Source organism: Peribacillus sp. FSL E2-0218 (assembly GCF_037992945.1).
GTDB classification, from domain to species: domain Bacteria; phylum Bacillota; class Bacilli; order Bacillales; family DSM-1321; genus Peribacillus; species Peribacillus simplex_B.
This window is the reverse complement of record NZ_CP150304.1, coordinates 3145461-3172342: the sequence shown is the minus strand read 5'-3', so window position 1 is coordinate 3172342 and position 26882 is coordinate 3145461. Positions and strand designations below refer to the sequence as shown.

Annotated in this window: 25 protein-coding genes, 2 pseudogenes and 1 riboswitch; of the genes and pseudogenes, 25 read left to right on the top strand and 2 right to left on the bottom strand. The window is 42.8% G+C overall.

Annotated elements, in window-relative coordinates; genetic code table 11:
• The first annotated feature begins 180 nt into the window (after positions 1-180).
• From MHI53_RS15215 to MHI53_RS15130, 18 genes are all read left to right on the top strand, one after another.
• On the top strand, positions 181-948 hold the full coding sequence (locus MHI53_RS15215) for a segregation/condensation protein A (RefSeq protein ID WP_340371673.1): 768 nt from the start codon (positions 181-183) through the stop codon (positions 946-948).
• Positions 935-1516 carry an SMC-Scp complex subunit ScpB gene (gene scpB / locus MHI53_RS15210; RefSeq protein ID WP_061144335.1) on the top strand — a complete coding sequence of 194 codons (582 nt, stop codon included), beginning with the start codon at positions 935-937 and terminating at the stop codon, positions 1514-1516. Before MHI53_RS15215 ends, scpB begins: the two co-directional genes overlap by 14 nt.
• Positions 1517-1571: 55 nt before the next feature.
• Positions 1572-1988, top strand: a complete 417-nt coding sequence (locus tag MHI53_RS15205; RefSeq protein WP_061144334.1) for a hypothetical protein — start codon at positions 1572-1574, stop codon at positions 1986-1988.
• A gap of 22 nt (positions 1989-2010) precedes the next feature.
• Positions 2011-2496 (top strand): YpuI family protein, encoded by a 486-nt coding sequence (locus tag MHI53_RS15200; protein WP_061144333.1) that lies wholly within the window; start codon positions 2011-2013, stop codon positions 2494-2496.
• 123 nt (positions 2497-2619) lie between these two features.
• Positions 2620-3495 carry a superoxide dismutase gene (locus tag MHI53_RS15195; protein ID WP_061144332.1) on the top strand — a complete coding sequence of 292 codons (876 nt, stop codon included), beginning with the start codon at positions 2620-2622 and terminating at the stop codon, positions 3493-3495.
• 437 nt (positions 3496-3932) lie between these two features.
• Positions 3933-4496: an alkyl hydroperoxide reductase subunit C gene (gene ahpC / locus MHI53_RS15190; RefSeq protein WP_061144331.1), complete on the top strand. Its 564-nt coding sequence runs from the start codon at positions 3933-3935 to the stop codon at positions 4494-4496.
• 115 nt (positions 4497-4611) lie between these two features.
• Positions 4612-6258, top strand: a complete 1647-nt coding sequence (locus MHI53_RS15185) for an FAD-dependent oxidoreductase (protein WP_061144330.1) — start codon at positions 4612-4614, stop codon at positions 6256-6258.
• Between the two features lie 332 nt (positions 6259-6590).
• Positions 6591-7751, top strand: coding sequence for a D-alanyl-D-alanine carboxypeptidase family protein (locus MHI53_RS15180; RefSeq protein ID WP_061144329.1), 1161 nt, complete (start codon positions 6591-6593; stop codon positions 7749-7751).
• Positions 7744-8337, top strand: a complete 594-nt coding sequence (locus tag MHI53_RS15175; RefSeq protein WP_061144328.1) for a nucleoside recognition domain-containing protein — start codon at positions 7744-7746, stop codon at positions 8335-8337. Before MHI53_RS15180 ends, MHI53_RS15175 begins: the two co-directional genes overlap by 8 nt.
• A gap of 4 nt (positions 8338-8341) precedes the next feature.
• On the top strand, positions 8342-8878 hold the full coding sequence (locus tag MHI53_RS15170; protein ID WP_155645593.1) for a spore maturation protein: 537 nt from the start codon (positions 8342-8344) through the stop codon (positions 8876-8878).
• Between the two features lie 315 nt (positions 8879-9193).
• Positions 9194-9934, top strand: a complete 741-nt coding sequence (rluB, locus tag MHI53_RS15165) for a 23S rRNA pseudouridine(2605) synthase RluB (protein ID WP_061144327.1) — start codon at positions 9194-9196, stop codon at positions 9932-9934.
• A 205-nt stretch (positions 9935-10139) separates the two neighbouring features.
• Positions 10140-10670 carry a thiol-disulfide oxidoreductase ResA gene (gene resA, locus MHI53_RS15160; RefSeq protein WP_061144326.1) on the top strand — a complete coding sequence of 177 codons (531 nt, stop codon included), beginning with the start codon at positions 10140-10142 and terminating at the stop codon, positions 10668-10670.
• Positions 10671-10688: 18 nt separating this feature from the next.
• On the top strand, positions 10689-12338 hold the full coding sequence (locus MHI53_RS15155) for a cytochrome c biogenesis protein ResB (protein ID WP_340371672.1): 1650 nt from the start codon (positions 10689-10691) through the stop codon (positions 12336-12338).
• Positions 12331-13509, top strand: coding sequence for a c-type cytochrome biogenesis protein CcsB (gene ccsB, locus MHI53_RS15150; protein WP_061144324.1), 1179 nt, complete (start codon positions 12331-12333; stop codon positions 13507-13509). Before MHI53_RS15155 ends, ccsB begins: the two co-directional genes overlap by 8 nt.
• Positions 13510-13802: 293 nt before the next feature.
• On the top strand, positions 13803-14519 hold the full coding sequence (locus tag MHI53_RS15145; RefSeq protein ID WP_064463121.1) for a response regulator transcription factor: 717 nt from the start codon (positions 13803-13805) through the stop codon (positions 14517-14519).
• Entirely contained in the window at positions 14516-16303 is a 1788-nt protein-coding gene (locus MHI53_RS15140; RefSeq protein WP_061144322.1) for an ATP-binding protein, read from the top strand. Before MHI53_RS15145 ends, MHI53_RS15140 begins: the two co-directional genes overlap by 4 nt.
• Positions 16304-16527: 224 nt before the next feature.
• Positions 16528-17088 (top strand): RNA polymerase sigma factor SigX, encoded by a 561-nt coding sequence (gene sigX / locus MHI53_RS15135; protein ID WP_340373696.1) that lies wholly within the window; start codon positions 16528-16530, stop codon positions 17086-17088.
• On the top strand, positions 17054-18268 hold the full coding sequence (locus MHI53_RS15130; protein ID WP_340371671.1) for a hypothetical protein: 1215 nt from the start codon (positions 17054-17056) through the stop codon (positions 18266-18268). Before sigX ends, MHI53_RS15130 begins: the two co-directional genes overlap by 35 nt.
• Before the next feature lie 65 nt (positions 18269-18333).
• Here MHI53_RS15130 and serA read toward each other — a convergent pair whose 3' ends face one another.
• On the bottom strand, positions 18334-19908 hold the full coding sequence (serA, locus tag MHI53_RS15125) for a phosphoglycerate dehydrogenase (RefSeq protein ID WP_340371670.1): 1575 nt from the start codon (positions 19906-19908) through the stop codon (positions 18334-18336).
• 633 nt (positions 19909-20541) lie between these two features.
• A riboswitch (FMN riboswitch) is annotated at positions 20542-20678 on the top strand.
• Positions 20679-20844: 166 nt separating this feature from the next.
• On the opposite strand from serA, the gene MHI53_RS15120 reads away from it, so the two are divergent.
• From MHI53_RS15120 to MHI53_RS15110, 3 genes and pseudogenes are all read left to right on the top strand, one after another.
• Entirely contained in the window at positions 20845-21426 is a 582-nt protein-coding gene (locus tag MHI53_RS15120) for an ECF transporter S component (RefSeq protein WP_340371669.1), read from the top strand.
• A 332-nt stretch (positions 21427-21758) separates the two neighbouring features.
• Positions 21759-21996: pseudogene (locus MHI53_RS15115) on the top strand (transposase); the annotation flags it as partial.
• Positions 21985-22131: pseudogene (locus MHI53_RS15110) on the top strand (transposase); the annotation flags it as partial. The pseudogenes MHI53_RS15115 and MHI53_RS15110, both read left to right, overlap by 12 nt.
• Positions 22132-22357: 226 nt before the next feature.
• Here MHI53_RS15110 and MHI53_RS15105 read toward each other — a convergent pair.
• A complete protein-coding gene (locus MHI53_RS15105) occupies positions 22358-22606 on the bottom strand; it encodes a ferredoxin (RefSeq protein ID WP_034308087.1) in 249 nt (82 codons plus the stop codon).
• A gap of 289 nt (positions 22607-22895) precedes the next feature.
• Between MHI53_RS15105 and MHI53_RS15100 the strand changes: the two genes are divergently transcribed.
• From MHI53_RS15100 to MHI53_RS15085, 4 genes are read left to right on the top strand one after another with little or no spacing between them, the layout of a single operon-like run.
• Positions 22896-23960, top strand: coding sequence for a helix-turn-helix domain-containing protein (locus MHI53_RS15100; RefSeq protein ID WP_340371668.1), 1065 nt, complete (start codon positions 22896-22898; stop codon positions 23958-23960).
• Entirely contained in the window at positions 23960-25471 is a 1512-nt protein-coding gene (locus MHI53_RS15095; protein ID WP_081092577.1) for an ATP-dependent DNA helicase RecQ, read from the top strand. Before MHI53_RS15100 ends, MHI53_RS15095 begins: the two co-directional genes overlap by 1 nt.
• Positions 25461-26087: a type II CAAX endopeptidase family protein gene (locus tag MHI53_RS15090; protein WP_340371667.1), complete on the top strand. Its 627-nt coding sequence runs from the start codon at positions 25461-25463 to the stop codon at positions 26085-26087. The genes MHI53_RS15095 and MHI53_RS15090 overlap by 11 nt, the downstream gene beginning before the upstream one ends.
• On the top strand, positions 26065-26880 hold the full coding sequence (locus tag MHI53_RS15085) for a LysM peptidoglycan-binding domain-containing protein (protein ID WP_340371666.1): 816 nt from the start codon (positions 26065-26067) through the stop codon (positions 26878-26880). The genes MHI53_RS15090 and MHI53_RS15085 overlap by 23 nt, the downstream gene beginning before the upstream one ends.
• Positions 26881-26882: the final 2 nt, after the last annotated feature.

The window sequence follows — 26882 nt, the reverse complement described above, 5'->3', positions numbered from 1 at the left end:
TCTAGGTTATGTTGGTTTTAAGAAAGTGATTGGGCATAGACCCAATTGTTTCAAATCCGTTTAAGAACTTTCTAAGTCCCAAAATTATTATTATTGGATAAAGGCCGGCAATCCACTATACTTGAATAGTAAAAGAAAAGAGCCTAATCTAGGCCAATTAGATTTAAATGGGGTAATTTAATGGGTTATAATATAAAAATTGATGCGTTCGAAGGTCCGATGGATTTACTCCTGCACTTGATTAATCGCCTGGAAATAGATATCTATGATATTCCGATGGCTGATATTACAGATCAATACCTAGGTTACATCCATACGATGCAGCATCTTGAATTGGATGTCGCCAGCGAATACTTGGTAATGGCTGCAACACTGCTTGCCATCAAGAGTAAAATGCTGCTGCCAAAGCATGAAGATGAACAGTTGATCGATGAAGATGGGGAACTATTTGAAGAAGATCCACGGGATGAGCTTGTGGAGAAACTATTAGAATATAAAAAGTATAAACATGCCGCAGAAGAGTTCAAAGAGCTGGAGGAAGAACGCAGCTTGATGTTCACGAAGCCTCCAAGTGATTTATCGGTGTATGCCAAGGAGGCTGAAAGCGATAAACAGGAATTGAATATAAGTCTATATGATATGCTGGGAGCCCTGCAAAAACTGCTCCGACGGCAAAAGATACAAAAGCCGCTTTACACGAAAGTGACAAAACAAGAGATATCGATAGAAAAGCGGATGGATGAAATCATGTTGGAGCTACAATCGATCAAAGGGAGGAAGAGCTTTTTCGAACTGTTCCCTGTTCCGGTTAAAGAACATATCGTCATCACCTTTATGGCGGTGCTGGAACTGATGAAGCTGAATGAAATCATCGTTGAACAGGAAGATAATTTTTCCGAAATCATGATTGGCGCTAAGGAAGGTGTAGAGACAGTTGGAAGTTATTAATTGGAAAGGGATTCTTGAGGCATTGCTGTTTGCTGCTGGAGATGAAGGACTCTCCGTCAAACAGATTGCTTCTGTCCTCGATATAACGGAATTTCAAGCAACGGACATCGTTGAAGGGTTGAAGGAAGAATATGTAGCGGACGTACGCGGGATCCAGGTAATCGAAATTGCAGGTGTTTATCAAATGACGACAAAAAAGGAACACTCGGATTATTTGAAAAAACTAGTAGAAACATCAAGCACCCAAGGCTTATCACAGGCAGCTTTGGAAACACTCGCGATCGTTGCCTATAAACAGCCGATCACCAGGGCGGAAATCGATGAAATTCGCGGTGTGAAAACGGATCGTCCGATCCATACACTGGTCACGAAAGTCTTGATTAAAGAGGTCGGCCGTGCGGAAGGGTCGGGTAGGGCTTATTTGTATGGTACGACAAAGGAATTTTTGGATTACTTCGGGCTCAATTCCATTGATGAGCTGCCGTCTCTTGCCGATCCATCCGATGAAAGCTTTGAAAATGGTGAAGCGGATTTATTCTTTGAAAAATTTCAGCAAACAATCGAATAACATTTTCCCTTAAATTGTGATAATATAGAAAAAAATGAATGCGGGGGGATTGCAGGTGAGGATTGTTGCATGCAATGGATTTGGGCTTGAAAAGGAAAAGTCGAATTCGCCTGAGGAATTTTTTAATCGATCCGTTATACAATACATAAAGGATGGAGAAGAAAAGGCATTGAATGTCCTTTATCTACGTTATTTTGACGAGATGGTCACGCAATGGACGCCCTATCATGCCAATCCTGTATTCCAAACCCCAAAAAGAGAGATTTTCATGGCTGATCTCATCGCACTAGTCTGCTTACTCAGAGATCAAAGCTTGTTGAACCGAAAACGGTTGTATATAAATTCAGAAAAAGAGTTAGCTGGTTACTTCGAAAATATCGATTTTCAAAAATTGGAGAAAGTGTTTATATCGATTGACCAAGCTAAACCATATGATATAGAAACACCTGTTGACTATTATATTCAATCTTAAACATTTTGAGGAGGGTTCACGGTTGGGGAATACATTGGTAAAATCTCAGCTTGAGGATGTAAAAAGCTTTTTAGAAGTGACAGTGGCTCAGCTAGAGGAATTTATGAATGAGACGACCTATTCTAAGCTGCAAGCGGAAAAAAGCGGCGATGAAATGTACTATAAAGGGGTCCTTTCTAGTTTAAGAAGAATGCTTGTCAGTTGTGAAGAGGGCTTGGAAGCCTGCCAAATCGTCCTGAAAAATGAAAACTTCAATAAGGCTGCAGCCGAAAAAACGCTTTATCGAGTCTATCATCAATGTATCGAAGAATACTTTTCCCCAAAATCAGATCGCTGGTTCGAGGACAGCAGATCGGCTTACACAGGAAAGAATTCGATCAAATTCCACAAAACCGTACCGGACAGCATCATATCGATCCTGAAGGCCTTAGAGGGCGGTTTCCAGTCGATGCGTGAAGAGTTGGAGTTTTATGAAACGGACTACCGCACGAAAATGTTACAGTCATGATAAAAAACAGCAAGGCTCACAGGCCTTGTTGTTTTTTTTATTCATAAAATGGAATCTCCGCCTAATCGAAACATAAAATACGTTGATGATTTATGTGCAATAAGGCTACAAGGAGGCGCAAAGATGTCTGAAGTAAGAGAGTATGCCAAAGAGGTAAGTGATTGGATTGATGAAATCATGGAATACCTCGAAAAAATCGATATCACGGATTCGTCATTGCTATCAAATATTGAACGGCTTTCCCAGTGGACCAAGGATTTGGATGAGGAAGAAATGGATTATGAGGATATGGCCGAGATTGAAGAAGAAATGTCACGCGTTTACGCTGAAGTTGAACAAATCGCTTTGGAATTCAGGAGCAAGGAAAGGCAATCCGTCCCTATCGGGCAGCATACACTCCCGCCATTGCCTTATCCCTATGATGCGTTAGAACCGACGATTTCGAGGGAAATCATGAGGCTGCATCATGATAAGCACCATCAATCCTATGTTGATGGTTTGAATAAAGCGGAGCTGATGATGGAAAAAGCGAGGGAAACGAAAGATTATGCCTTGCTGAAGCATTGGGAAAAGGAAGCAGCCTTTCATGGGTCGGGTCATTATCTCCATACATTATTTTGGGAAGAAATGATTCCAGGAGGAGGCGGGGAGCCAAAGGGGGATTTACTTAAACGGATAGAGAAGGATTTTGGAAGCTTTGCGGCCTTTAAAAGCCATTTTAGCGAAGCGGCCAAACAGGTTGAAGGTGTTGGCTGGGCAATTTTAGTCTGGGCGCCACGGGCGCGGAGGCTTGAAATTCTACAATCGGAGTTGCATATGGTCCTGACGCAATGGGATACGATTCCAATCCTTGTTCTTGATGTGTGGGAACATGCCTATTACCTTCAATATAAAAATGATCGAGCGAGCTATGTGGATAAATGGTGGGATGTGGTGAATTGGCCGCAAACGGCGGTGAGGTTCTCCGAGGCGAAGAAGCTTATCTGGAAAAAACAATAGCGGAAACAGCATGAAAGGAAGCTGCGATCAGCAAAAAAAGGAGCCGGGCCGTGATGGTTCGGTTTTTTTGCTTTGGTATTTCGAATCATTTATGGGGAAAATGGGAAGGTTATAAAAGAATGACCTGGCCGGTTCATTTGATTGGTGGGTCTATTGATTCTCATTTGGGAAAGTATATTAGTTTGAAAAGGAGGCAGTGGCAACTTTCAAAATAATGAGTTTGAGTTTCGATATTACCTTGAGATAGTATTGAGAATGTATAAAATGAGCCAGTTTTATGTACGCTGGGTAAATAAACTCAATAAATGTATATCAATATATAAACTGTGACTAATTTGTGAACATGAAAATTATTAAGGGATATTTATTGACTAATTTCTATTTAATAATTATTATAAATAGGAGCAGATAAAAAAAAGCCATTGGAGGAATTCAATATGTCATTGATTAACAAACAAGTTGAAGATTTTAAAGTACAAGCTTACCATGCAGGAGAATTCAAAGAGGTTACACTTGAAGATGTTAAAGGGAAATGGGCTGTATTCTTTTTCTACCCAGCTGACTTCTCATTCGTATGTCCAACAGAATTAGCTGACCTTCAAGATAACTATGAAACATTCAAGGAAATCGGTTGTGAAGTATACTCCGTTTCCACAGATACTCATTTCAGCCATAAAGGATGGGCTGACGCTACAGATACAATCGGTAAAATCCAATACCCAATGTTAGCTGACCCAGCAAACGTATTATCCCGTCAATTCGGTGTATTGATTGAAGAAGACGGTCTGGCACTGCGCGGGACTTTCATCGTCAACCCAGAAGGACAAATCAAAGCATACGAAATCAATGACCTAGGAATCGGCCGTAATGCAGAAGAGCTTGTCAGAAAAGTGCAAGCTGCACAATTCGTAGCTGAACATGGAGATAAAGTGTGCCCTGCTAAATGGACTCCAGGTGAAGATACATTAGAACCGAGCTTAGACCTAGTAGGAAAACTTTAATTTTTAACGGGACGAAACAGCATTAAAGCAAAAGGCACTTACCTAAAATAAGTGCCTTTTGTTTTTCAATATAATCGGATGGACGCGAAATTAATTTACAGCAAGGAGCACAAAAATGAAAAACATATATGATTTATTGATTATTGGCGGCGGCCCTGCAGGCCTCTCAGCTGGCGTTTATGCAGGGAGAGCCAAATTGAAGACCATCATTCTTGAAAAAGGGACCGGGGGCGGACAAGCTGCAACTACATCGGAAATAGCCAACTATCCTGGTATCCGCCATATTTCCGGCCCGAGGTTAGTGGAAGAAATGAAGCTTCAAAATGAAGACTTTGGCGTGGAATTCGCAAAAGCCGACGTTACGGGCGTCGATTTCTCCGGGGAGGTAAAAGTCGTTAAAACCCTTGGCGGAGACTACCATGCCCGCGCGATCATCATCGCAACAGGTGCTTCACCGAGAACACTTGGATTTCCGGGTGAAGAGGAATTTACAGGACGCGGCGTAGCTTATTGCTCAACGTGTGATGGTGAATTCTTTGATGGGCTGGAGGTTTTCGTTATCGGTGCTGGATATGCAGCTGCCGAAGAGGCCATCTTCCTGACCCGCTTTGCTACGAAAGTTACCATAATTGCCCGGGAATCAAGCTTCACTTGTGCCCCGTCGATCGTGGATAAAGTAATGGCAAATGATAAGATTGAAGTGAAATTCAATACGGAAATCCTTGGTGTATATGGAGACGGGATGATTCAAAGTGCCCGCTTCATCAATAATAAGACCAAAGTGGAATTTGAATATATGGCGAAAGAAGAAGATAATACATTCGGAGTATTTGTATTCATAGGATATGAGCCGAAAACGGAAATCTTCCGCGGTCATATCGAAATGGACCATGCAGGTTACATTCTTACGGATGATGATATGAAGACGACTGTGAATGGGGTATATGCGGCTGGTGACTTAAGGCCAAAATCCCTGCGCCAGATAATCACGGCCGTATCTGACGGTGCGATTGCGGCAACGGATGCTGGCAAATATATCGCCGAGGAAAAAGATCGCTTAGGCATCAAGGATGAGCCTGAGGTGGAAAAACCGGCGAAGAAGGAACAAGCTGCCGTCCCGGCTGGGAAGAGCGCATTATTAAGTGATGCATTGCGCGGCCAATTGAAGGGAATCTTCGGCAAGATGGAGAGCGACGTTACATTGGTATCCATCGTGGATGAAAGTTTGCCAAAGTCAGTGGAATTGCGTGACTTCTTACTGGATGTTGCCGAACTAGGTGACAAGCTTCATCTTGAGTTGTTCTCGAAGGGCGAGAATAAGGAAATTGAGGAAAAAATCAATGCTGATAAATTCCCTGTCGTTTCCCTCCTGAATGCGAGCGGTGAATACAGCGGGGTCAAATACCACGGTGTACCAGGCGGGCACGAATTGAATTCGTTCATCTTGGCCATCTATAACTTGGCTGGTCCTGGTCAGGCTTTGGATTCAACGGTATTGAATTCGATTAAAGGAATCAGTAAAAAAGCGAACATTAAGGTTATGGTTTCATTGGCGTGTCATTATTGTCCGGATGTTGTGGTCGGTGCACAGCGCATTGCAATCGAAAACCCTAATGTTGAAGCGGAAATGGTCGATATCAGTAATTTCCAGGAAATTAAAAAGAAATATAAAGTCATGAGCGTTCCGGCTATGATCATCAATGATGAAGAAGTCGTATTCGGTGCCAAGAAAATCGATGAAATCGCTGCATTATTAGTATAATAGAAAAATAATTCGATAGGGGCTCCTATCGTTTCAGTTCGTAGATAAAAGGGGGACGGAATGTAACATTCCGTCCCCCTTTTGAAATTCTCTTTGAATGTTCGCCTGAATTTTAAAGATCAGGGCTCTACGAGTCCTCTTTGTTAGGCCAGTTTTGGACCTTGCCATGTCCTAAAGCAGTCCAACGCATACAAAAAAAACGATGGGGGCTCCTATCGTTTTTTTTGTATGCCTGTAGGAGTTATACAGCCACTTTCAATTCTTTTTAATCATAACACTTGTCCCCCTGCATAAACTTGTACAAAAACAAGTAAAGAGACGAGGGGGCACTCATGCGTTTTCCATATAAAGGGTTATCGAGTTTATGTATCGTCATTCTCCTGTTGTCTTTCATGGCACCTGTACAAAGCGCGAAAGCAAATGTAGCCGTCAGCGCCCATAGTGCGATCCTTATGGATGAGGAAAGCGGGAGGGTCATTTATGAAGTGAATGCTCATGAGAAGAATCGCATAGCAAGCATCACAAAAATCATGACGGCGATTCTCGCCATCGAATCCGGAGAAATGGATGAAAAAGTAAAGGTAAGCAGCAATGCTTTCGGGACGGAGGGTTCTTCCCTTTATTTAAAAGAAGGAGAAAAGATCAAGCTTGAAGATTTGGTTTATGGGCTGATGCTGCGTTCAGGAAATGATGCAGCCGTTGCAATCAGCGAAAAAGTTGGCGGGAGCCTGGATGGGTTCGTCTGGATGATGAATCAAAAGGCGGAAGAGATTGGCATGAAAAATACACACTTTTCAAATCCACATGGACTTGATAATACGAAAAACCATTATTCGACTGCTTATGACATGGCCATATTGACTCGTTATGCCATGCGAAATGACACGTATGCAAAGATTGCCGGCACGAAGGTGCATAGGGCCCCCAATTCAACTGAACAATGGGATTATGTATGGAAGAACAAGAACCGCCTTCTTACACAATTATATGAGTATTGCACAGGCGGCAAAACCGGCTATACGAAACTGGCAAAACGCACCTTGGTCACGACGGCAACAAAAAATGGTCATGACTTGATTGCGGTGACATTGAATGGACCCGATGATTGGAATGATCATATTCAAATGTATGAATCCGCTTTTAAGGAGTACAAGCGGACGGAAATCTTGCCGCAAGGCCCGGTAAAGGACTTGAAAAATAAAACGTATAAAGGACATGTATACATTAAGAACGATTTCACGTACCCACTGACAAAGGAAGAAAGCGACCTGATCAAGGTAAAAATGAAATTGCTGAAGCCGAAGAAGGCTTGGGAGGACAAACGGAAAATTCCGGAAGTGGTCGGCAGGGCTTCCATTTATCTTGATGGAAAGAAAATAGGTACGCGCTCGATTTTTTATGGGGAATCAAAAGAGAGCTTCAAGCAGCAATCATTCCAATCATCTTGGGCTGAGATGTTCGAAGCGGTGTTGGGAATAGAACGCAATGGTTAATTACATCTGGGGTGGAATGTTCGTCATAGGGATTGTATTTGGCATGATCAATGGGACGATGGATCAGGTGAATGAAGCCCTTTTTGTCAGCGCGAAGGAAGCGGTCACCCTCTGTTTGGGCCTGATGAGCATCCTTGTTTTTTGGCTTGGTTTGATGAAGATTGCCGAGGAATCGGGACTGCTTGATAAGCTATCCACCTTGTTCAAGCCATTCATGCGATGGTTATTTCCTGAAGTCCCGCCCAATCATCCTGCCATGGGGTATATTCTCTCGAATATGATGGCCAATACATTCGGTCTAGGGAATGCCGCTACTCCCCTTGGGATAAAAGCCATGGAGCAGCTGAAAAAATTAAATGGCGGTAAAGCGACCGTCAGCCGGTCGATGGTTACTTTTTTGGCGATCAATACATCAAGCGTAACGTTGATTCCAACGACAGTCATCGCAATCCGCATGAATTACGATTCCCATTCACCAACCGACATCGTTTTTCCGACCATAATAGCCACGGCCATTTCTGCCATCGGAGGAATTGCGATCGATCGATATTTCTATTACAGGAGAAAAAAGAACGGGAGGGAATAGAATGTTGCATTGGATGACCACCATTTCGATTTGGATGATACCGCTTTTGATTCTCTCCGTATTGCTGTACGGTACACTGAAAAGAGTCCCGACCTATGAAACCTTCGTCGAGGGGGGGAAAGAAGGAATTAACATGTCCTTTTCCCTCATTCCTTTCTTGGTGGGGATGTTAGTGGCAATTTCGGTGTTTAGGGCATCTGGTGCTTTGGATTACTTTGTCCAATTAGTAAACCCCTTGCTTGCGCTTTTGCATTTTCCGTCAGAGGTGTTACCTCTTGCGATAATCAGGCCCATATCGGGTACGGCTGCATTGGGCATGACCAGTGACCTGATTTCGGTTTATGGGCCGGATTCATTTGTTGGCCGCCTAGCAGCCACCATTCAGGGAAGCACGGACACCACCTTCTATGTATTGACCGTTTACTTTGGAGCAGTCGGCATCAAAAAAATGGGCGACGCCCTGAAGGTCGGCCTCTTGGCGGATTTAATCGGAATCATCGCCGCCGTCATCGTCGTTACACTCGTTTTCGGAATGAATTAAAGATCAAGGAAATGGGCGTCCCATTTCTTTTTTTTTGTCTTTTTTCGGTTAAATGACCCCCTAGTGCGGGCCTGGTTTTTTTTATGAGTTCAAACTCCTCTCAAAAAGGAATATTTTTTTGTATGGAAAAAAAAGCTATGTTACACTCATTATGGAAACCAACCCATTTAACTGTCCCATTATTGGTGCAATATGAAAAGAAAAGTTCATTATCGCGAAAAACCTTTTGTTTTTGTCACTCCATATGTAATAATTGTATGATTGTGTATTTGTAGACAATAACAAACCAATGATTAAACTATGAGGTGAAGATAGATGGAACGATTACAAAAGGTGATAGCACATGCTGGACTGGCTTCCCGCCGTAAAGCAGAAGAGTTGATTCTGGAAGGTAAGGTAAAAGTGAACGGCAAAATAGTGAAGGAATTGGGTGTGAAGGTGGGTCCCAATGATAAGGTCGAGGTCAATGAAGTCCCGCTTGAAAAAGAAGCTCCTGTTTATTTCCTCTTCTATAAACCGCGCGGCGTCATCTCGGCCGTTTCGGATGATAAGAATAGAAAGGTCGTAACGGACTATTTCCCTTACATCAATGAAAGGATTTATCCGGTTGGCCGGTTGGATTACGACACTTCAGGTTTGCTTGTTTTGACCAATGATGGAGAATTTGCAAACACATTGATGCATCCCAAGCATGAAGTGGATAAAGTGTATGTGGCAAAAGTGAAGGGGATGCCTCTTCGTGAGAGCTTGAAAAAGCTAGAAAAAGGCATCAAGCTGGAAGATGGCAAGACAGCTCCAGCCAAAACCAGGGTATTGTCGACCGACAAGAAAAAGGAAACGGCCATCGTTGAAATCACGATACATGAAGGCAGGAACAGACAGGTGCGCCGCATGTTCGAAGCGATCGGCCATCCCGTGATTAAATTGAAGCGGGAACAATACGGATTTTTGACCTTGGACGGCTTAACCGCTGGAGATTCCCGGGAGTTGACTCCGCATGAGGTCAAATTGATGCGCACCATGGCATCGACCGACCCTAAACAAAGAAGGATGTAAGCAAGATTTTACTTGTATTAATAGGTTGAAACCACTACCCCATTTTTCCCTGTGAAGAAGGGGTGGTGGAAAACAACCTGTAAATACCTTTTCTTTCATGCTACGGTAATGAATGTCACAAAACCTTCGGAAATGCAAAAAAATGACATGGTGTTAAATGGTATAATGGTAGGGTTAAATTTAGTGTTGCCTTAGGAGGATTTCTATGGAAAAAAAGAAGCGACGCTTAATAAGCAGAACCATCATTCTTCTGTTGTTAGGTGCAGCTTTAGTGTTTGCCCTTTATACGAACTTCACTAAAGATAAGAATGAAAGTCTTAGAAAAGGATCAGATGCCCCCAATTTCGTTTTGACCGATATGGAAGGCAAAGAACATAAACTGTCCGATTATAAAGGGAAAGGTGTTTTCCTGAATTTTTGGGGTACATATTGTAAGCCGTGTGAATATGAAATGCCGTATATGGAGCATCAATATCAAAACTATAAAGACCAGGGTGTGGAGGTATTGGCGGTCAACGTCGGGGAATCCGATTATGCTGTCGATAATTTCATCACAAAGCATGATCTTACCTTTCCAGTCATGATCGATCAAGGCAGGGAAGTGGAAAATGCTTATCGCGTGGATATATTACCCGTTACTTTTTTGATTGATAAAGAGGGACAAGTGATAGATATCATTACCGGAGCTTTGACAGAAGAGAGCATCCAAAAGCATATGGAGAGAATCAAACCATAATACTGGGGAGTTTTTGACATGAAAGAAGTAAAATGCGATTGTGGTCATGTAAATCCGTTTGGCACGGAGATTTGTGGAAAGTGCGGCATGGTGCTTAGCAGTGAAAAAGAAAATAAGCTTATCGATATGCGCTATGAAGGAAGTGCGAGGCGTTCGCAAACCTACAAGAAAACGATCATTGATAAAATATGGAACTTTTTTTCATCCGTCAAGGTGGGGGTGTCGCTCATCGTCATTGCCTTGATCGCTTCAGCCATCGGTACGATTTTACCGCAGGAAATGTATATTCCTTCTACGGCTACGCCGGCAGAGCATTATGAACTGGAATACGGCTGGTTCGGAAAGTTGTATTATGAGCTTGGATTTCATAATTTGTATAGTTCATGGTGGTATTTGCTCATAATCGGCATGCTGGGCATATCACTGCTGGTTGCCAGTATCGATCGTTTCTTTCCTTTATATCGTTCATTAAAAAAACAAGGGGTCACCCGGCATGACGGGTTCATGAAGCGGCAGAGGATATATGGGGTAACAAAGCTTGATGATCAGGATATCGATCTGGATAAAGTAAAGGCTGAACTGAAAAGGCAGCGTTATCATATTCGTGAGGAGAACGGCCATATACTTGCCGAAAAGAACAGGTTTTCACGGTGGGGACCCTATGTTAATCATATCGGACTTATCATTTTTTTAATGGGTGCCTTACTGCGTTCCGTCCCGGGCATGTATATCGATAAAGTCGTTTGGCTCAGGGAAGGAGAGAGAAAAGAGATTCCTGGCACGAATGGCGAATACTATCTCCAGAATAACGAATTCACCTTAGAGGTTTATGATAAAGGCAACAAAGAGGACGAGCAATACAGCGCCGCCATCGATAAGACCGGTACGATAGCCAAAACCTATCAATCCGATGTTACGCTCTATGGACGCAAGGGGGATGCTTTACCAGGGGAGAAAGTCGGCCTTGAAAAGATTAAAGAGTATAAAATCAAAGTCAATGAACCTCTGAAACATGATCATTACTCCCTCTATCAAGTAGATTATAAGCTGGATGAGCTCAGTACGATGTCTTTTAATTTGATCAACAAAAAAACGGAAGAGAAATTTGGCAGTGTGAAGATCGATTTGAATGATCCGCAAAAGAAATACGAGTTGAATGAGGGCTATTCCGTAGATCTGATCAGTTACTTCCCTGATTTCGAGTTTGATGAAAAAGGCGAACCGAGGACGATATCGAAGATTCCGAATAATCCAGCATTTATCTTTAAAATGCATACACCGGATAAGCCTGAGGGGGAAGTCAGTTTCGTGGCGATTAAAGAGACTGCCGAGCCATTAGGTGAAAACACGTACAAAATGGCTTTCAACGGTGTGGAAACACAAGATGTCACGGCCTTGACCGTTCGGAAGGATTTAACGCTCTGGATTCTTTTCACTGGGGGAATCATCTTCATGGTGGGTGTGGTCCAAGGCTCGTATTGGAATCACCGCCGTATCTGGATCAAAAGGAAGCAGGATGAGATAGTAATGGCCGGCCATACGAACAAAAACTGGCACGGCATTAAAAGAGATATCAAAAAAGCGATAGAATCGACATCTCTTTCTGAACCAACAGATCAACTTGAAGAGGAGAAATCTTCTACTAAGGGGGAAGTTTTAAATGGCTGAAATGAGCAGTAACTTTTTATATGCAGCTTTCATACTATACTTACTCGCCACTTTCTTGTTTGGGGGGGCGATAAAGGATAAACGGGGAGCGGAGGAAAAGAAACAAAATAAATGGGCTATGCTTGCCATTTCCGTCACCATTCTTGGTTTCGCTGCGCAAATTGGCTATTTCATCACTCGATGGATTGCTGCGGGCCATGCCCCTGTAAGTAATCTGTTCGAATTCACGACCTTTTTCGGAATGATGCTGGTCGGTGCATTCATATTAATTTACTTCCTTTATAAAACACCCGCACTTGGGTTATTCGCTTTACCGATTGCGTTATTGATCATTGCCTATGCCAGTATGTTCCCGACCGAAATATCACCGCTCATCCCTGCATTGCAGAGTGATTGGCTTCATATTCATGTTACGACTGCAGCAGCGGGACAGTCGATACTTGCGATCAGCTTCGTGGCAGCCATCATCTATTTAGTTAAATTCGTCGATCAAACACATGCCAGTAAAAGAACGTTCTGGCTTGAGGTCATCATGTTCACGTTAGTCAGCACCATCGGTTTTGTCATCATCACTTCTACCTTTGCAGCAACGGATTACAAAGCGAATTTCGATTGGATCGATAAAAAGGGTGCAGCGGACAAGCAGGAATTCAACCTGCCTGCGTTAGTGGGGCCCCATGAAGGGAAACTGATCGAGCAGGATCGGCTTGAGCCGCTTGTAAGCATGCCTGCGATCATCAATGCCAAAAAACTGAATACAGTCATTTGGTCTACAGGAGCCGGGATCGTTCTTTACGGTCTGATAAGATTGATAACTCGCAGAAGGGTAGCGGCCTTGATAAAGCCAATCGTTAAAAATGTGAATTTGAGCCTGTTGGACGAGATCAGTTACCGTTCGGTCCTTATCGGTTTTCCAATCTTTACACTCGGTGCCCTCGTTTTTGCCATGATTTGGGCACAAGTGGCATGGACAAGGTTCTGGGGTTGGGATCCAAAAGAGGTCTGGGCGCTTATAACCTGGTTGTTTTATGCAGCATTCTTGCATCTGCGCATGTCAAAAGGATGGCAAGGGGAAAAATCAGCTTGGCTTGCCGTCATTGGTTTCGCCATCATGATATTCAATTTGATATTCGTTAATCTGGTAATTGCCGGTTTGCATTCATACGCATGATTCTGTATTGTAATATGTAGCTGAAGGGGGTCTTTTGATAGAAATTCGAGAAGATGGATGATCGAATTTTCTAGAGAATGATCCCTTTTTCTATAGCGCCCAATAAAAAAGGATCACGCGGTGAAGTGCATGACCATTTCTCGAACCATGCATACAGCCGATTAATGTGACAAAATGGTGAAATGTCCGTGGTAGTGAAGCGGAATCGCCGTTTTATCATACTTTGGATGGAAATAATATTAGTCATCGAAGTATTCATTTTGTAGAATATAGGATAGGAGGCTGATTACATAATGTATAATGCGATTAAAATTCTCGTGGTGGATGATGAGGAAAGAATTCGCCGATTATTAAAGATGTATTTGGAAAGAGAGGAATACATAATCGATGAAGCGGAAAATGGTGATGTAGCATTAACGAAAGCCCTCGAAAATGACTATGATTTGATTTTATTGGATATTATGATGCCCGGTAAGGATGGAATCGAAGTTTGCCGAGAGCTGAGGGAAAAGAAGACGACGCCGATCATCATGCTGACTGCTAAAGGGGAAGAAGTGAACCGGGTACAAGGGTTTGAAGTGGGGACCGATGATTATATCGTGAAACCGTTCAGTCCCCGTGAAGTCGTGTTAAGGGTCAAAGCTTTATTGCGCCGTTCTTCAAGCACGAGTTACGTTCAGACGGAAACGACGGCAAAAGATGTGATCGTTTTTTCCCATTTAACCATAGATAATGATGCCCATAGGGTGCTTGCCGATGACAAAGAGGTTTCTTTAACTCCTAAGGAATATGAATTATTATATTTCCTGGCCAAATCCCCTGATAAAGTTTTCGATCGGGAGCAGTTGTTAAAAGAAGTGTGGCACTATGAATTCTTTGGAGATCTTCGAACTGTCGACACACACGTAAAACGCTTACGTGAAAAACTAAACCGAATATCGGAAAATGCAGCCAAGATGATTGTTACGGTTTGGGGTGTCGGTTACAAGTTCGAAGTCATTAATGACTGATGCTATGGGGCAGTGTTGTAGGGAAGCTGTGGGCGACGATCCTATTGCTTGTGTCCTTTGTATTGATCGTTTTGACCGTCCTGCTCGTCGAATTCTTTGAGAATTTCCAAATTGAAAATATCGAAAACGACTTGACGAAGACGGCTGAACAAATCATCAAGGTGACAAATGACCATCAAGGGTCTCATGCGGATGTTTTGCAAATAGCTTCGGAGCTGATAGGCAATGAAACGAAAATGATCATTTTGAACGATGATAAAATGGTGTTCTCATCCATTGGTGACAACGAGGTTGAAATAACGCCGCAATCCATCAAGGCGGACTCCGAATTGCTTAAAGTTTTTACGGAAAGGAAGACCGTGAAAAAGGAAATGGCGCTCTCCGACGATAAGGATCAGGAATTATCTGCAATCGTTGTAGGCGTGCCGCTGGAGTTGAATGGCGAACAGGACGAAGTATTCCTATTTCAATCGTTGGAGTCCATGGAAGAAACGACTAAATCGACGACACAGTTCATTTTATTGGCCGCCGGGATCGCCATTATTTTGACGACGTTTTTTGCCTTCTTTTTATCTACCAGAATAAATGCTCCATTGGTGAAGATGAGGGAAGCTGCACTGGCCATCGCACGAGGGAAATTTGATACAAAGGTTCCGATCCTGACACAAGATGAAATCGGCGAGCTGGCGATAGCGTTCAATCAGATGAGAAAGCAGCTGAAATTCAATATGAATGCGCTCAGCCAGGAAAAGGAGCACCTTTCAAGCATTCTAAGCAGTATGGCAGATGGGGTCATCACCTTCAATAAAGATGGTACGATCCTTGAGACCAATCCGCCAGCCGAAAGGTTCCTGCAATCCTGGTACTTCGAGAAGGGCTATAATCGGGAAGATAATGTGAATGTCCCGTTGGTGCTGATGAACTTGTTTGATGAATCCGAGTCTCTGGATAAGGAGCAGGTCGGGGAAATTACGTTGCAGGGCCGTGACTGGGGCTTGATTGTCAGTCCCCTATATACCAATCCCGACAATATCAGGGGTGCTGTGGCCATCATCCGCGATATGAGTGATGAAAGGCGGATGGATAAACTGAGAACCGATTTCATTGCAAATGTTTCCCATGAGCTGAGAACGCCGATTTCCATGTTGCAAGGATATAGTGAAGCGATCGTTGATGACATAGCCAGCAGCGAAGAGGAAAAGATGGAAATGGCCCGCATCATTTATGATGAGTCCTTGAGGATGGGACGTTTAGTCAATGATTTACTCGACCTGGCTAAATTGGAATCGGGAAAAATGAATCTTAGCTACGAGCGTGTTCCCATTTCTTCTTACTTGAAAAGGATTACCAGCAAGTTTTCCGTGCTGGCCAAGGAAAAGGGAATCTCCATATCCACGAACCTCCAAGACAGTGATATTGAATGGCACTTCGATCCGGATCGTATTGAACAAGTCTTGACGAACTTGATTGATAATGCGATCCGCCATACTCCTTCAGGAGGTAATATTGATGTCATTCAAAGGACCAGTGATCGAAGAGGGCTGGTCATAGATGTTAGGGATTCCGGATCGGGTATTCCAGAAGAGGATTTGCCTTTTGTATTCGAAAGATTTTACAAAGCGGATAAAGCAAGGACCCGCGGCCGGTCAGGCACGGGATTGGGATTGGCAATCGCAAAAAATATCATCAATGCCCATGATGGCTACATTTCGGTGAACAGTTTACCGGATAAAGGGACAACATTCAGTTTTATCCTGCCTCGAATCATGGAAAATACTGAATGATTAACGGAGAGTTTGCCAGAAAATCTTGTTTCATGAGAAACGGTGAAAAACAAAGGCATGTGGACGAAATTCCAACCTGCCTTTGTTTTTTTTCTCAGGCGTGATCCAAGAAAAAATGCCGGATATGTGGAAATTGGTTCAAAGTTATAATAAGAATGAAGCGGGTTTATGTAACTTTTCATTCAAGTTTGACGACTATATTTATGAACGGATGTGGGGAAATGATGAATTCCGTTTTCCACGATCTTTATGAAAAATATCATCATGAAATCTATCAATTCATTTATTATATGACTAAAAATCGAGAAACGGCCGAGGATCTTGTACAAGAGGTCTATATCCGCATCATGAAGGCCTATGAACGATTCGAAGGTAAAAGCAGTGAAAAAACCTGGATGTATTCCATCGCAAGAAATGTGACGATTGATCATTTCCGTAAGCAAAAAGGATGGAAGGATAAAATTTTTGCCAACTTTGATTGGGATCGGCAATCGATTGAGGATACCCAGCCGATTCCTGAAGAAGTGGCAATCTTGAATGATGATATCCAAGCCCTTTATCAATGCTTGAACCGATGCACCACAAATCAAAGGTCCGTCATCATTCTTCGCTATATACAGGGGATGTCGATAACGGAAACCGCTGAGATATTGAACTGGAGTGAAAGTAAGGTAAAAACGACCCAGCACCGTGCCATCAAGGTAATCAAAAAGCTGATGGAAGATTTATCAGGGAAGGAGGCGCGCGGCATTGAGAAAATCCCGTTGGAACGAAAAAGAAATTGAAGACATGCTACGCGAGCTTCCAAAAATGAAGGATGACAGAACCAAGGCAGAAGTAATGGCGGGAATATATGATAAAAAGAAAAAGAAACGCTCATTACATCTATTGGCTGGCGTTGCCTCCCTATTCCTGATGATTGTTGTGGCGTCAGCATTGATGACTGGAAAAGATGGGGGAGTGGGTCCGGAAAAAAGTGACGGCAGCCGGAAGTTATCCGTTACTGAAAGTAAGGAATCAGCAGATTATGGAGCTAAATCGAAAGAAAGCAGCTCGGGAGATATCCAGGAAAACCAAACGCTTTCGGGCAACCATGCCGAAATGGAAGCTAAAGACGAGGAATTGGATATCGAACCTTTTAATGAAAGTCAGGAAAAAACGTTTGCACATGCGATTTACGAGAATGACCTGAAAAATGTCTCGGTCATTACGCTGGGCATTCCTGATGATCAAATGAATGTCATCGTCCCTGTTTCCTTCAAGCTTAGATCCTTTGACGAATCGGATACACTGAACCGGATGGTCAAGCAAATGTCCAAGGTCGATGAAGAGCGATATGGTTTATCTGACTATTTTCCGCTTGATGTAACGATTAGTGAAGGCAGCGATAGGAAGACTGCTCACCTTGATTTTCGAGAAGGTAGTCCACTATTGGATGAGGATGAACTTTTTCTCTCTTCCATGGAAGAGACCCTTTCCTATAATAATATAACGAAGATGACTTTTGCTACAGATGGTAAGCAAGGGGCGAGGTTTTTGCATGCAGGTTTCTTAAAGAAGCTTGATATACCCGAACATAAACGCCGAACTTACCACCTTTACCAAAAAAATCAATCCTCTCCAAAGCTGCTCGTCCCAAGCTCTGTCCACTATCAGGAGTTTGCCGCAGCGCTGCAAGCGGGAAAAAGGCAGTCCGAATTAAAAGGAATATCACCTGCCATCCCAAAAGACCTGGAATGGGAACGGATTAAGTCTAAAGGAAGTCATGTGACCATTCATTTAGCAGAAAATATGATTATGGAAAATAGTGAGCGGAATCTTCAAGCCATAGAAGCAATCCTTTTCATTGCAAAGGATTTTGGCTATGAAACAGTGAAGTTCGAAAATGCTTCGATCGAAAAAGTGGGGCATCTGGATTTAACAGGCGAGATAACAGTGCCGAGGGCACCTAACCAAATGAATTGAGACGAAGGCTATTTTCTATCAGGACAAAAGCAAAAGCGCCCATGTTGCGGGCGCTTTTGCTTTTTTTATAAGGATATGCGGGCCATAAAGGTGATCTCTTTTGTTTCCATCAAGACTTGTTTGAGATCATCCTCGAGCGGGGCATCAAAGCTTAATACCATGATGGCCTCCCCTCCAGCTTCTTTACGGCCTACCTGCATCGTGGCGATGTTCACCTCGTGATCTCCTAGGATCTTCCCTACGTTTCCGATTACTCCAGGTTTATCTGTATGCTGGATATACAGTAAATGTGGTTCCGGATGAAAGTCGATTTTGAAACCATTCAAATTCACGATCCGTGATCCGTAATTTTCGATATACGTACCGCTGATCGTTAATTCCCGGTTATCCCCCTTGACCTTCAGGCTGATCAAGTTCGCATATCCTAAGGGGTCCGTGGAGATTTTTTCCCCGACTGTGATGCCGCGCTCTTTTGCGACCAGCAGGGCATTCACCTCATTGACCGATGCGTCAACTCTAGATTTGAAGAAACCTGAAATTAAACTTTTTGTCAGAATCGCGGTATCAAAGTCGAGTGATTCTCCTGCGTAGGTTACCGAAATTTCTTGAATTCCTTCTTTCATGCACTGTGAAGCAATCGATCCCATTTGCTGGACGAGTTGATAGAAGGGTTGGACCCTCTCAAACACTTCTTTGGAAATGGCTGGAAGGTTGATGGAACTAGAGACTGGATTTCCCTCGAAATAGGTCAATACTTCCTGTGCGACCTGTACGGCCACATTCAATTGGGCTTCCTTCGTGGATGCACCCAGATGAGGCGTGGCAATGACACGATCAAGTTCGAGCAGTTTATGGCCAAGCGGGGGCTCTTCGACGAAAACATCCAGCGCAGCGCCGGCTACATGACCTTTAACGATCATTTCGTATAAATCATCTTCGTCGAGAATTCCGCCGCGGGCACAATTCAATACATAAACGCCTTTTTTACAAGTGTTCAATTTTTCTTTATTGATTAACCCCCTCGTTTCAGCGGTTAGTGGAGTATGTACAGTAATGATATCTGCTTTAGGAAGCAATTCATTCAAGGGCAAGGATGTTACGGACATTTTCTTGGCACGATCAGCGGTCAGGAATGGATCATATACAATGACATCCATGCCAAACACTTTAGCGCGCTTGGCAATTTCGCCTCCAATACGTCCAAATCCAACAATGCCCAATGTTTTGCCGCGGAGTTCCGTACCTGTGTAGGAAGAACGCTTCCACTCCCCATCCTTCAGTGAGGCGTTTGCCTGAGGGATGTGGCGCATAAGTGAAGCCATCATGGCAAAAGTATGTTCAGCTGTAGAAATGGTATTGCCGTCAGGCGCATTAACCACTAAGATTCCGCGCTTCGTTGCAGCGGGGATGTCAATGTTATCGACGCCTACACCTGCGCGGGCGATGATTTTTAAATGAGGCATCCTGTTCATTAAATCTACCGAGACCTGCGTTGCGCTTCTTACAAGGATAGCATCAATCTGTTCAAGTTCGTTTGCTGCTTCCTCTACCGTCTTTTGAATGAGAAAAATATTGGATGCCCCTGATAGCGGACCGAGTCCTTCTTGTTGGATAGCATCTGCTACTAAAATTCGATACATGACTACACACCTTCCTAGTGGATAATTATCTTAAATTTCAGTTAATTTTACAATTTAACGATGGAGGATGTCAATTTGGGATCATTAATTGTGTTAGCTCTTAGGTTGGCAGCTTGCGTACGCGTACGCCATATCATCGGTTTTAACATAGAAAACTATATAAGCAAAAAGAATTGCATCCATTAAGTTTGAATGCCCCGCTAAAGAGAATGCTTGCAATGGAAATCAACGAATTGCAAAGGCAACTCCCCACTGCGAAATTGGTTCGAAAGAACTTTTGCTGGAACCAAAGAAATTCAAGGAGATTAAGTGAGGATGAAGGCAGGTATATGGGCCCTTAGCCAATTCCCGTTTAAAGTAATAAACGTGGGTTGCAAATTAAGTAAATTGGGTTGAATTGAATGAAAAAGCGGATGAAATCAGGAATTTATTTCTTGCATTTTTTCAATTACATGTTAAACTCAAGTAAATTAGGTGGAATTAAAACGGTAGGCTATGGGTAGGGAAACTTGGCAGGAAAAACGAGTTCTCAAGGGATTGTTGAAAAACACATAAAATCCCCCATACGCATAAAATACCGATGTAAAGCCACTTAATCCTTTCGGTAACGGAAGGAAACAAAAAATTTTATAGGTCTATCTTCGGGGCGGGGTGCAATTCCCCACCGGCGGTGATGAAGAAAAAGCTTCTTCTAAGCCCGCGAGCCTTTCGGGGCAGGATTTGGTGCAATTCCAAAGCCGACAGTATAGTCTGGATGGGAGAAGATGGAGGTTCCTGATTGCGTTTCAACAATCATTTGCTGAACGTTTGTTTGATGTAACCTTTAATTAATCCCTTTAATTCAATCGGAATTAGAGGGTTTTTTATTGCACATCAGCATGTTGATGGAACCCAAACCTCTTTTTCAGGTAGATCGGAAAAGAAGGAGAGAGAACTATGAAAAAGAACAAAGTGAAAAAAACGGTCACACTGGCCATGATGGGGAGCATTTCATATTTATTGATGCTTTTGAATTTCCCATTTCCGGGATTCCCGTCATTTCTAAATGTTGATTTTAGTGATATTCCCGCATTGATGGCTGCCTTGATTTTTGGCCCGGTCGCTGGAATATTGGTTGAATTCATTAAAAACCTCTTGGATTTAATCATGACAGGCACGCTGACAGTTGTACCAATAGGGCACATCGCTAACTTTTTAGCAGGCATCCTATTCGTTTTGCCCACTTACTATGTGTTCAAGAAACTCAATTCGAAAAAAGGAATGACGTTCGCATTGCTTGCGGGCACCATTTCCATGGCGGTAGTCATGAGTGTCCTGAACTATTTCGTTTTTTTACCGGCGTACACCTTCTTTATGGGATGGGATGCCATGTCGGCAACGGAATCAAGGAAGCTCGTAACGGCTGCAATCCTGCCTTTCAATGTGATCAAGGGCTTACTTATCACCTCTGTATTCATGTTGCTGTTCATTAAATTGCAGACATGGATCAATAAGCAAACCATATATAAAAATGCTTAAGGGCATTGACGATAAAAAAAACGGATAGAGATATCCGGTTTCAGACTGTAGACAATAGACAAACTCGATAAGAATCGAGTTTGTCTATTTTTATGAGTTATACAATGTGGCCGTTGGTTTCCTCTCCAGGCACTCGCTTTCCGCGGGCGGTCCGGGAGCCTCCTCGGCTTTCAGCCTCCGGTGTCTCCCGTGACTCGCACTTCCCGCAGGAGTCTCGCACCTTCCGTTCCAACCAACTTTGTTTTACCTTTTAGTTAGAACACTTTTGCCTAGAGTCATTTTTGTACTAAATTTGTACTAAAATAGAAGGATTAAAACTTGAGGTGATGAGGTTGCTTTCTAAAAATGATTCTATTCTGCGAGATCAACTTGATGATTACGTTAGATCAACTGGTGCGACCGAACCAGTTGGTTCATAAAATTGAGGCTGCATTGGACTTCACTTTCATTTATGACTTGGTGAAAGATATGTATTCAGAGGTAGGACGCCCAAGTATTAATCCCGTTATATTATTGAAACTGACTTTCATTCAATATACCTTCGGTATTCCTTCCTTGCGTGAAACGATTGATCGTGTATTCGCAGATGCAAAAGAAAAGCATGGTATGCGTTGGACTACTTTAAGGGGACTTGAAAAATTGTCCATGCAGGCGATGCTTACTTTCGCTGCCATGAATGTAAAGAAGATGACCAATTGGACATGACAAGGTCCAAAAATGGCCTAACATAGTGGGCTCGTAGAGCCCCAATCTTTTAACTATAGGAGAAAATTCAAAGGGAATTTCAAAAGGGGCTCGGAATTTTTAAATTCCGAACCCCTTTTGTCTACAAACTGAAACCACAGAGATATCCGTTTTTTTTTTTGCTTTCCCAAAAGGGGAAGCGGTGCAAATAAAAAAAGCCATTCTCGTCTGAAAATGGCTTGTACCTTTATTCGAATTTCAGTGCGTCTCCGTCAAAGGCCTCGTCGGCAACTTTAATGGAATCGGTTGGACATCCTTCGAATGCGTCCATCATGTCATCTATAAGTACATCCGGGATTTCCACGATTCCCTCGTTATCGTCAAGGGTAACAAAAGCAATCCCTTCGTCATCATAATCATATATATCCGGCGCTGCCGCTCCGCAAGCCCCGCATGCAATGCATGTTTCCTTATCCACAATCGTAAATTTAGCCATGAATATAACCCCTCCTAAGTTGTTTAACAACTGATAATCTTTTTATCCAGATTATTATCTCTTTCTTATTGTAAGACCCAATGCCAAACTTTTCAATAGAAATTGTATTGAGAATAACTATCATAGAGCGGAATGTCAATGGAAAACATTCTAATATTTCATTTTACTCTTGCCTTGTTTCGTCATATAGTCACAATTTCTTCCTTATATTAAGCAATAAAAACGGCGACTTTTGCTGTTTTTTGTTACAATAGGGTTTACGGATCGATGAAATAAGGATGTGAGTCCCATGAATAATTATCTACAGGCAATCATTCTATATGCGATAAAAAAATTTCAAGGCGAGCGTTCCATTTATGCTATATACCATATGCTGCAGGGGAAGAAGTCGTCACAAACGATTCAGGATGCCCATTTATTCGGATTAACGAATATATTTGGGACGATGCCTGTATTTACCCGTCAGCTGTTAAATCAAAACATAGAACAATTCCTTAACGATGGCCTGATTGATCCAACGGATAAACCGGATGCCTATGAAATTAGTGAACATGGCGAGGAGACATTAGCCGGATATTTGTTCGATAATCCTTTTCCAACCTATCTGAATGGCTGGAAATATCAAAATATCACCCCTGTCTTCTGGGGCAGGTTAAATTTGCTCATTCAAACCATATCCCATATTGTCCACAATGAAAGACGTTTTTATCCGATACAGCGAAGCCCTAAGATCCAATATTTCGTAAAGGAATTCCTACATACGAATCGTCAGGACCGAGGCTTGATTGCGATGCATCTATATGAAGAGCTGGTTTCGCTATTGGAAGCGCAAAGTGAGTTGAAAAAGGATATATTCATCCTCAAATTAACGGGGGTAAACAGGATTGGCCTGACTTTTGAACAGATTGCCAAAAGGAAAGCAGCGGAAGAAGAATACGTGCGGTTCATGTTTCTTGACTCGTTGCATCAATTGCTTGCTGAATTGGGGGATGGAGCGGATCATCCGCTTTTGGCGTCGTTGACATTTGATTGGAAGAGGGGCGGGAACCCTCATTTGACCCAATCTACGCAAACGACGTTGCAATACTTGCAGGCAGGAAGAAGCATGGGGGAAATCGCTGAAATACGCCGTCTGAAGCAAAATACCATTGAAGATCATCTCGTCGAAATCGTGCTATCGGATAAAAGTTTTCCGATAGCCGATTATGTGTCGCTCGAGGATGAACGTGATATCGCGGCAGCAATCACGGAACTTGGCACAAAAAAGCTAAAGGCAATCAAGCAGATGGTCGATAATAAAGAAATAAGCTTTTTCCAGATCAGGCTTATACTCGCGAAGATGGGTGACCAATGATGAATATGGAACATTATCTCAAAAATAAATTCGGCTTTGATGAATTCCGACCGGGGCAAAAAGAAGTGATTGAATCTTTGTTGGCCGGCCGCCATACATTGGCGATGCTGCCCACCGGATCTGGTAAATCATTATGCTATCAGTTGCCTGCCTATCTTTTGAATAAAACTGTCCTGATTGTTTCCCCGTTATTATCATTAATGCAGGATCAGGCAGATCAGTTGAAAATGAATGGTGAAAAAAGCGTTTTGACACTCAATTCTTTTTTGACGCTGAACCAAAAAAGGATGGCATTCGATCGGTTACATAGGTACCGGTTTATCTTTTTATCCCCTGAAATGCTCAGCCTTGACGGTGTGATTCAGTCCTTGAAATCAATCGAAATAGGGTTGTTCGTCATTGATGAGGCGCATTGCATATCGCAATGGGGCTATGATTTCCGTCCGGATTATTTGAAATTAGGTGAAGTGAGGCGGGAGCTGAACGATCCGTTAACGCTGGCCCTGACAGCAACGGCAACCAATGAAGTCAGGCAGGACATCGTAAGTAAGCTAAATATCGGGCAGGCAGAGGAAATTGTTTCATCCGTAGACCGTGAAAATATTACGATACTGCTCGAACGTATGCACAGCTATGAAGAGAAGCAACTACGAGCATTGGAGCTAGTGAGGAAATTCAGCGGCAGTGGAATCATTTATTTTTCATCTAAAAAAGTGGCCGAGGCAGTCACTGGTTTTTTTCAGGAAAATGGAATAGATAGTGTCAATTATTATCACGGCGGGATGGAGCAGGAACAAAGGATGCTGATTCAGCAGCAATTCATTTCCGGTCAGTTGAAAGTTATCTGTGCGACAAGTGCCTTTGGCATGGGAGTAAATAAAGCGGATGTCAGATATGTCATCCATTTTCATATGCCATCGACAATGGAGGCATACCTTCAGGAAATAGGCAGAGCAGGGCGGGATCGGAAGCAAAGCGTGGCCATTTTATTATATAGTGATGGCGATGAAGGACTTCCGCTGCATTTGATGGAGCAACAATTGCCGACCGATGTTCAAATTGAAGGGGTATGCTCGTACTTGGGCGCTTCAGGCTTGACGCTGTCCCATTGCACCCTTCCTGAAAAAGAACAGCTCTCGCAAGCCTATTCCTTGAACGAAATCCAGCTTCGTTTTTTCACTCAGCTCATGACAGCCAATGAAAATCCGTTACACCAAGTGGCGGAGATGAAGCAATATTGCCAAAAGCGAAAGTCCGCCAATCAAGAAAAGCTGCATAGGTTCTTGAATTGGATTCATGCAAAGGAATGCCGGCGCATAGGTGTACTGGATTACTTTGACGAAAAGCAGCAAATAGTAAACCCGCAATGCTGTGACTACTGTGGAATGGACGCGCAAAAAATGGTTGATGCATGGCCCGATGTCAAGCATGATCAGGTTCATTCCTATTCCACATGGAAAGAGGAACTGGCTTTCATTTTATTAAAAAAGGAAAATGGGAATGAAAAATAAGCAGGCTGAATTAATTAAACAACTGACAGATAAGCAGTTGCTCCAAAATTTGTTTCTTACACAAATTATTCTCTTAACGTTAGCATTTTTTTTAGGTATTATTTTATTTGAAGACCGTTCCGCATTTTTCGACTTATTTAATTTAAATGACCTTAACATTTTGCTGATCGGTGTTCCCGCTGGAGCCCTCGTCGTGGTATTGGATATTATATTGATGAAAGTGACACCCCCTTCCTATCAGGATGATGGGGGGATCAACGAACGCATTTTCAGCCATTTGCCATATTCGATGATATTTGTCGTTGCATCAGTGGTTGCGGTAAGTGAAGAGTTATTATTTCGCGGAGTGCTGCAAACCCATTTTGGTTTGCTATGGACGAGCATCATTTTCGCAGCCGTCCATTATCGTTACTTGTTTAATTGGTTCTTATTTTTAAATGTATTGGTTTTGAGCTTTTTTATCGGTTTTTTATATGAATGGACCGATAATATCATCGTGACGATCATGGCCCATTTTTTGATTGACTTTATTCTGGGTGTTTTAATTAGGAACAAAAAGCAAAAAGAGTTAGGCAAGAAGGGGGGTGACTTGAATGAATCGAGTGCAAAAGAGTGACAAGGAAAACGATCAGGCGGGTGAACTTCGTTCGCGGGTTGAACGCCACAAAGCTAAGTCAATGCCTAAGCGCAGTAAAACTCACCAAAATAAAAAGAAAAAAAGTAAGGTGAAGTTCAAGTTTCCGATCATCAAGGCATTGGCGTTGTTTTTCATTTTACTTCCGATTGGGTTTTACAGCCTTTATTCATATCTTCAGAAATTACCGGTCCAAGATCCGAAAACTGACCAAATCGTTTTTGAAAATGGTGAGGATGCAAAGGAAACGATTCCGACTACAGCCACTGCAAAGGATTTAAAGGGCAATGATGAAAAAGAACCGTCGAAGGCCGAAGCGAAGAAAGAGAAAGAAGAAGCGAAGGCAAAAGCGGAGGCAGAAGCGCGAAAGCAACAGGCTAAGGAAGAGGAACAAGCTAAGAAAAAAGCTGAAGAGAATGCCAAAGCCGAGCAGGAAGCGAAAGAGAAAGCGAAAGCCGAGCAGGAGGCGAAAGATAAGGCCAAAGCCGAGCAGGAAGCGAAAGAAAAGGCAAGGGCTCAGCAATTGGCTGACGAAAAAGCCAAGCGGGAGGCCGCAGAAAAGAAAAAGGCAGCCCAAAACGCTCAAGCCGAAAAACCAGATAAGGATGAATATAAGGTTGTCCTACATACTGTTCAACCACAGGAAACCCTGTTCCGGATTTCAATGAATTATTACAAATCCCAGGAAGGCATTGCCCTTATCCAGGAGTGGAATGGACTGAATGGCAATGAAATATCCAAAGGGCAGGTTTTGAAAATTCCGATCAAAAAATAACG

What these genes read in the sequence shown, in the direction of transcription:
- MHI53_RS15145 (WP_064463121.1), top strand. Translation starts at nt 13,803, where the DNA reads ATGTATAATGCGATTAAAATTCTCGTGGTGGATGATGAGGAAAGAATT.
- MHI53_RS15215 (WP_340371673.1), top strand. Translation starts at nt 181, where the DNA reads ATGGGTTATAATATAAAAATTGATGCGTTCGAAGGTCCGATGGATTTA.
- MHI53_RS15085 (WP_340371666.1), top strand. Translation starts at nt 26,065, where the DNA reads ATGAATCGAGTGCAAAAGAGTGACAAGGAAAACGATCAGGCGGGTGAA.
- ahpC (WP_061144331.1), top strand. Translation starts at nt 3,933, where the DNA reads ATGTCATTGATTAACAAACAAGTTGAAGATTTTAAAGTACAAGCTTAC.
- sigX (WP_340373696.1), top strand. Translation starts at nt 16,528, where the DNA reads ATGAATTCCGTTTTCCACGATCTTTATGAAAAATATCATCATGAAATC.
- MHI53_RS15155 (WP_340371672.1), top strand. Translation starts at nt 10,689, where the DNA reads ATGAAAGAAGTAAAATGCGATTGTGGTCATGTAAATCCGTTTGGCACG.
- MHI53_RS15180 (WP_061144329.1), top strand. Translation starts at nt 6,591, where the DNA reads ATGCGTTTTCCATATAAAGGGTTATCGAGTTTATGTATCGTCATTCTC.
- MHI53_RS15120 (WP_340371669.1), top strand. Translation starts at nt 20,845, where the DNA reads ATGAAAAAGAACAAAGTGAAAAAAACGGTCACACTGGCCATGATGGGG.
- MHI53_RS15175 (WP_061144328.1), top strand. Translation starts at nt 7,744, where the DNA reads ATGGTTAATTACATCTGGGGTGGAATGTTCGTCATAGGGATTGTATTT.
- MHI53_RS15100 (WP_340371668.1), top strand. Translation starts at nt 22,896, where the DNA reads ATGAATAATTATCTACAGGCAATCATTCTATATGCGATAAAAAAATTT.
- MHI53_RS15105 (WP_034308087.1), bottom strand. Translation starts at nt 22,606, where the DNA reads ATGGCTAAATTTACGATTGTGGATAAGGAAACATGCATTGCATGCGGG.
- rluB (WP_061144327.1), top strand. Translation starts at nt 9,194, where the DNA reads ATGGAACGATTACAAAAGGTGATAGCACATGCTGGACTGGCTTCCCGC.
- resA (WP_061144326.1), top strand. Translation starts at nt 10,140, where the DNA reads ATGGAAAAAAAGAAGCGACGCTTAATAAGCAGAACCATCATTCTTCTG.
- serA (WP_340371670.1), bottom strand. Translation starts at nt 19,908, where the DNA reads ATGTATCGAATTTTAGTAGCAGATGCTATCCAACAAGAAGGACTCGGT.
- MHI53_RS15090 (WP_340371667.1), top strand. Translation starts at nt 25,461, where the DNA reads ATGAAAAATAAGCAGGCTGAATTAATTAAACAACTGACAGATAAGCAG.
- MHI53_RS15095 (WP_081092577.1), top strand. Translation starts at nt 23,960, where the DNA reads ATGAATATGGAACATTATCTCAAAAATAAATTCGGCTTTGATGAATTC.
- MHI53_RS15195 (WP_061144332.1), top strand. Translation starts at nt 2,620, where the DNA reads ATGTCTGAAGTAAGAGAGTATGCCAAAGAGGTAAGTGATTGGATTGAT.
- MHI53_RS15185 (WP_061144330.1), top strand. Translation starts at nt 4,612, where the DNA reads ATGAAAAACATATATGATTTATTGATTATTGGCGGCGGCCCTGCAGGC.
- ccsB (WP_061144324.1), top strand. Translation starts at nt 12,331, where the DNA reads ATGGCTGAAATGAGCAGTAACTTTTTATATGCAGCTTTCATACTATAC.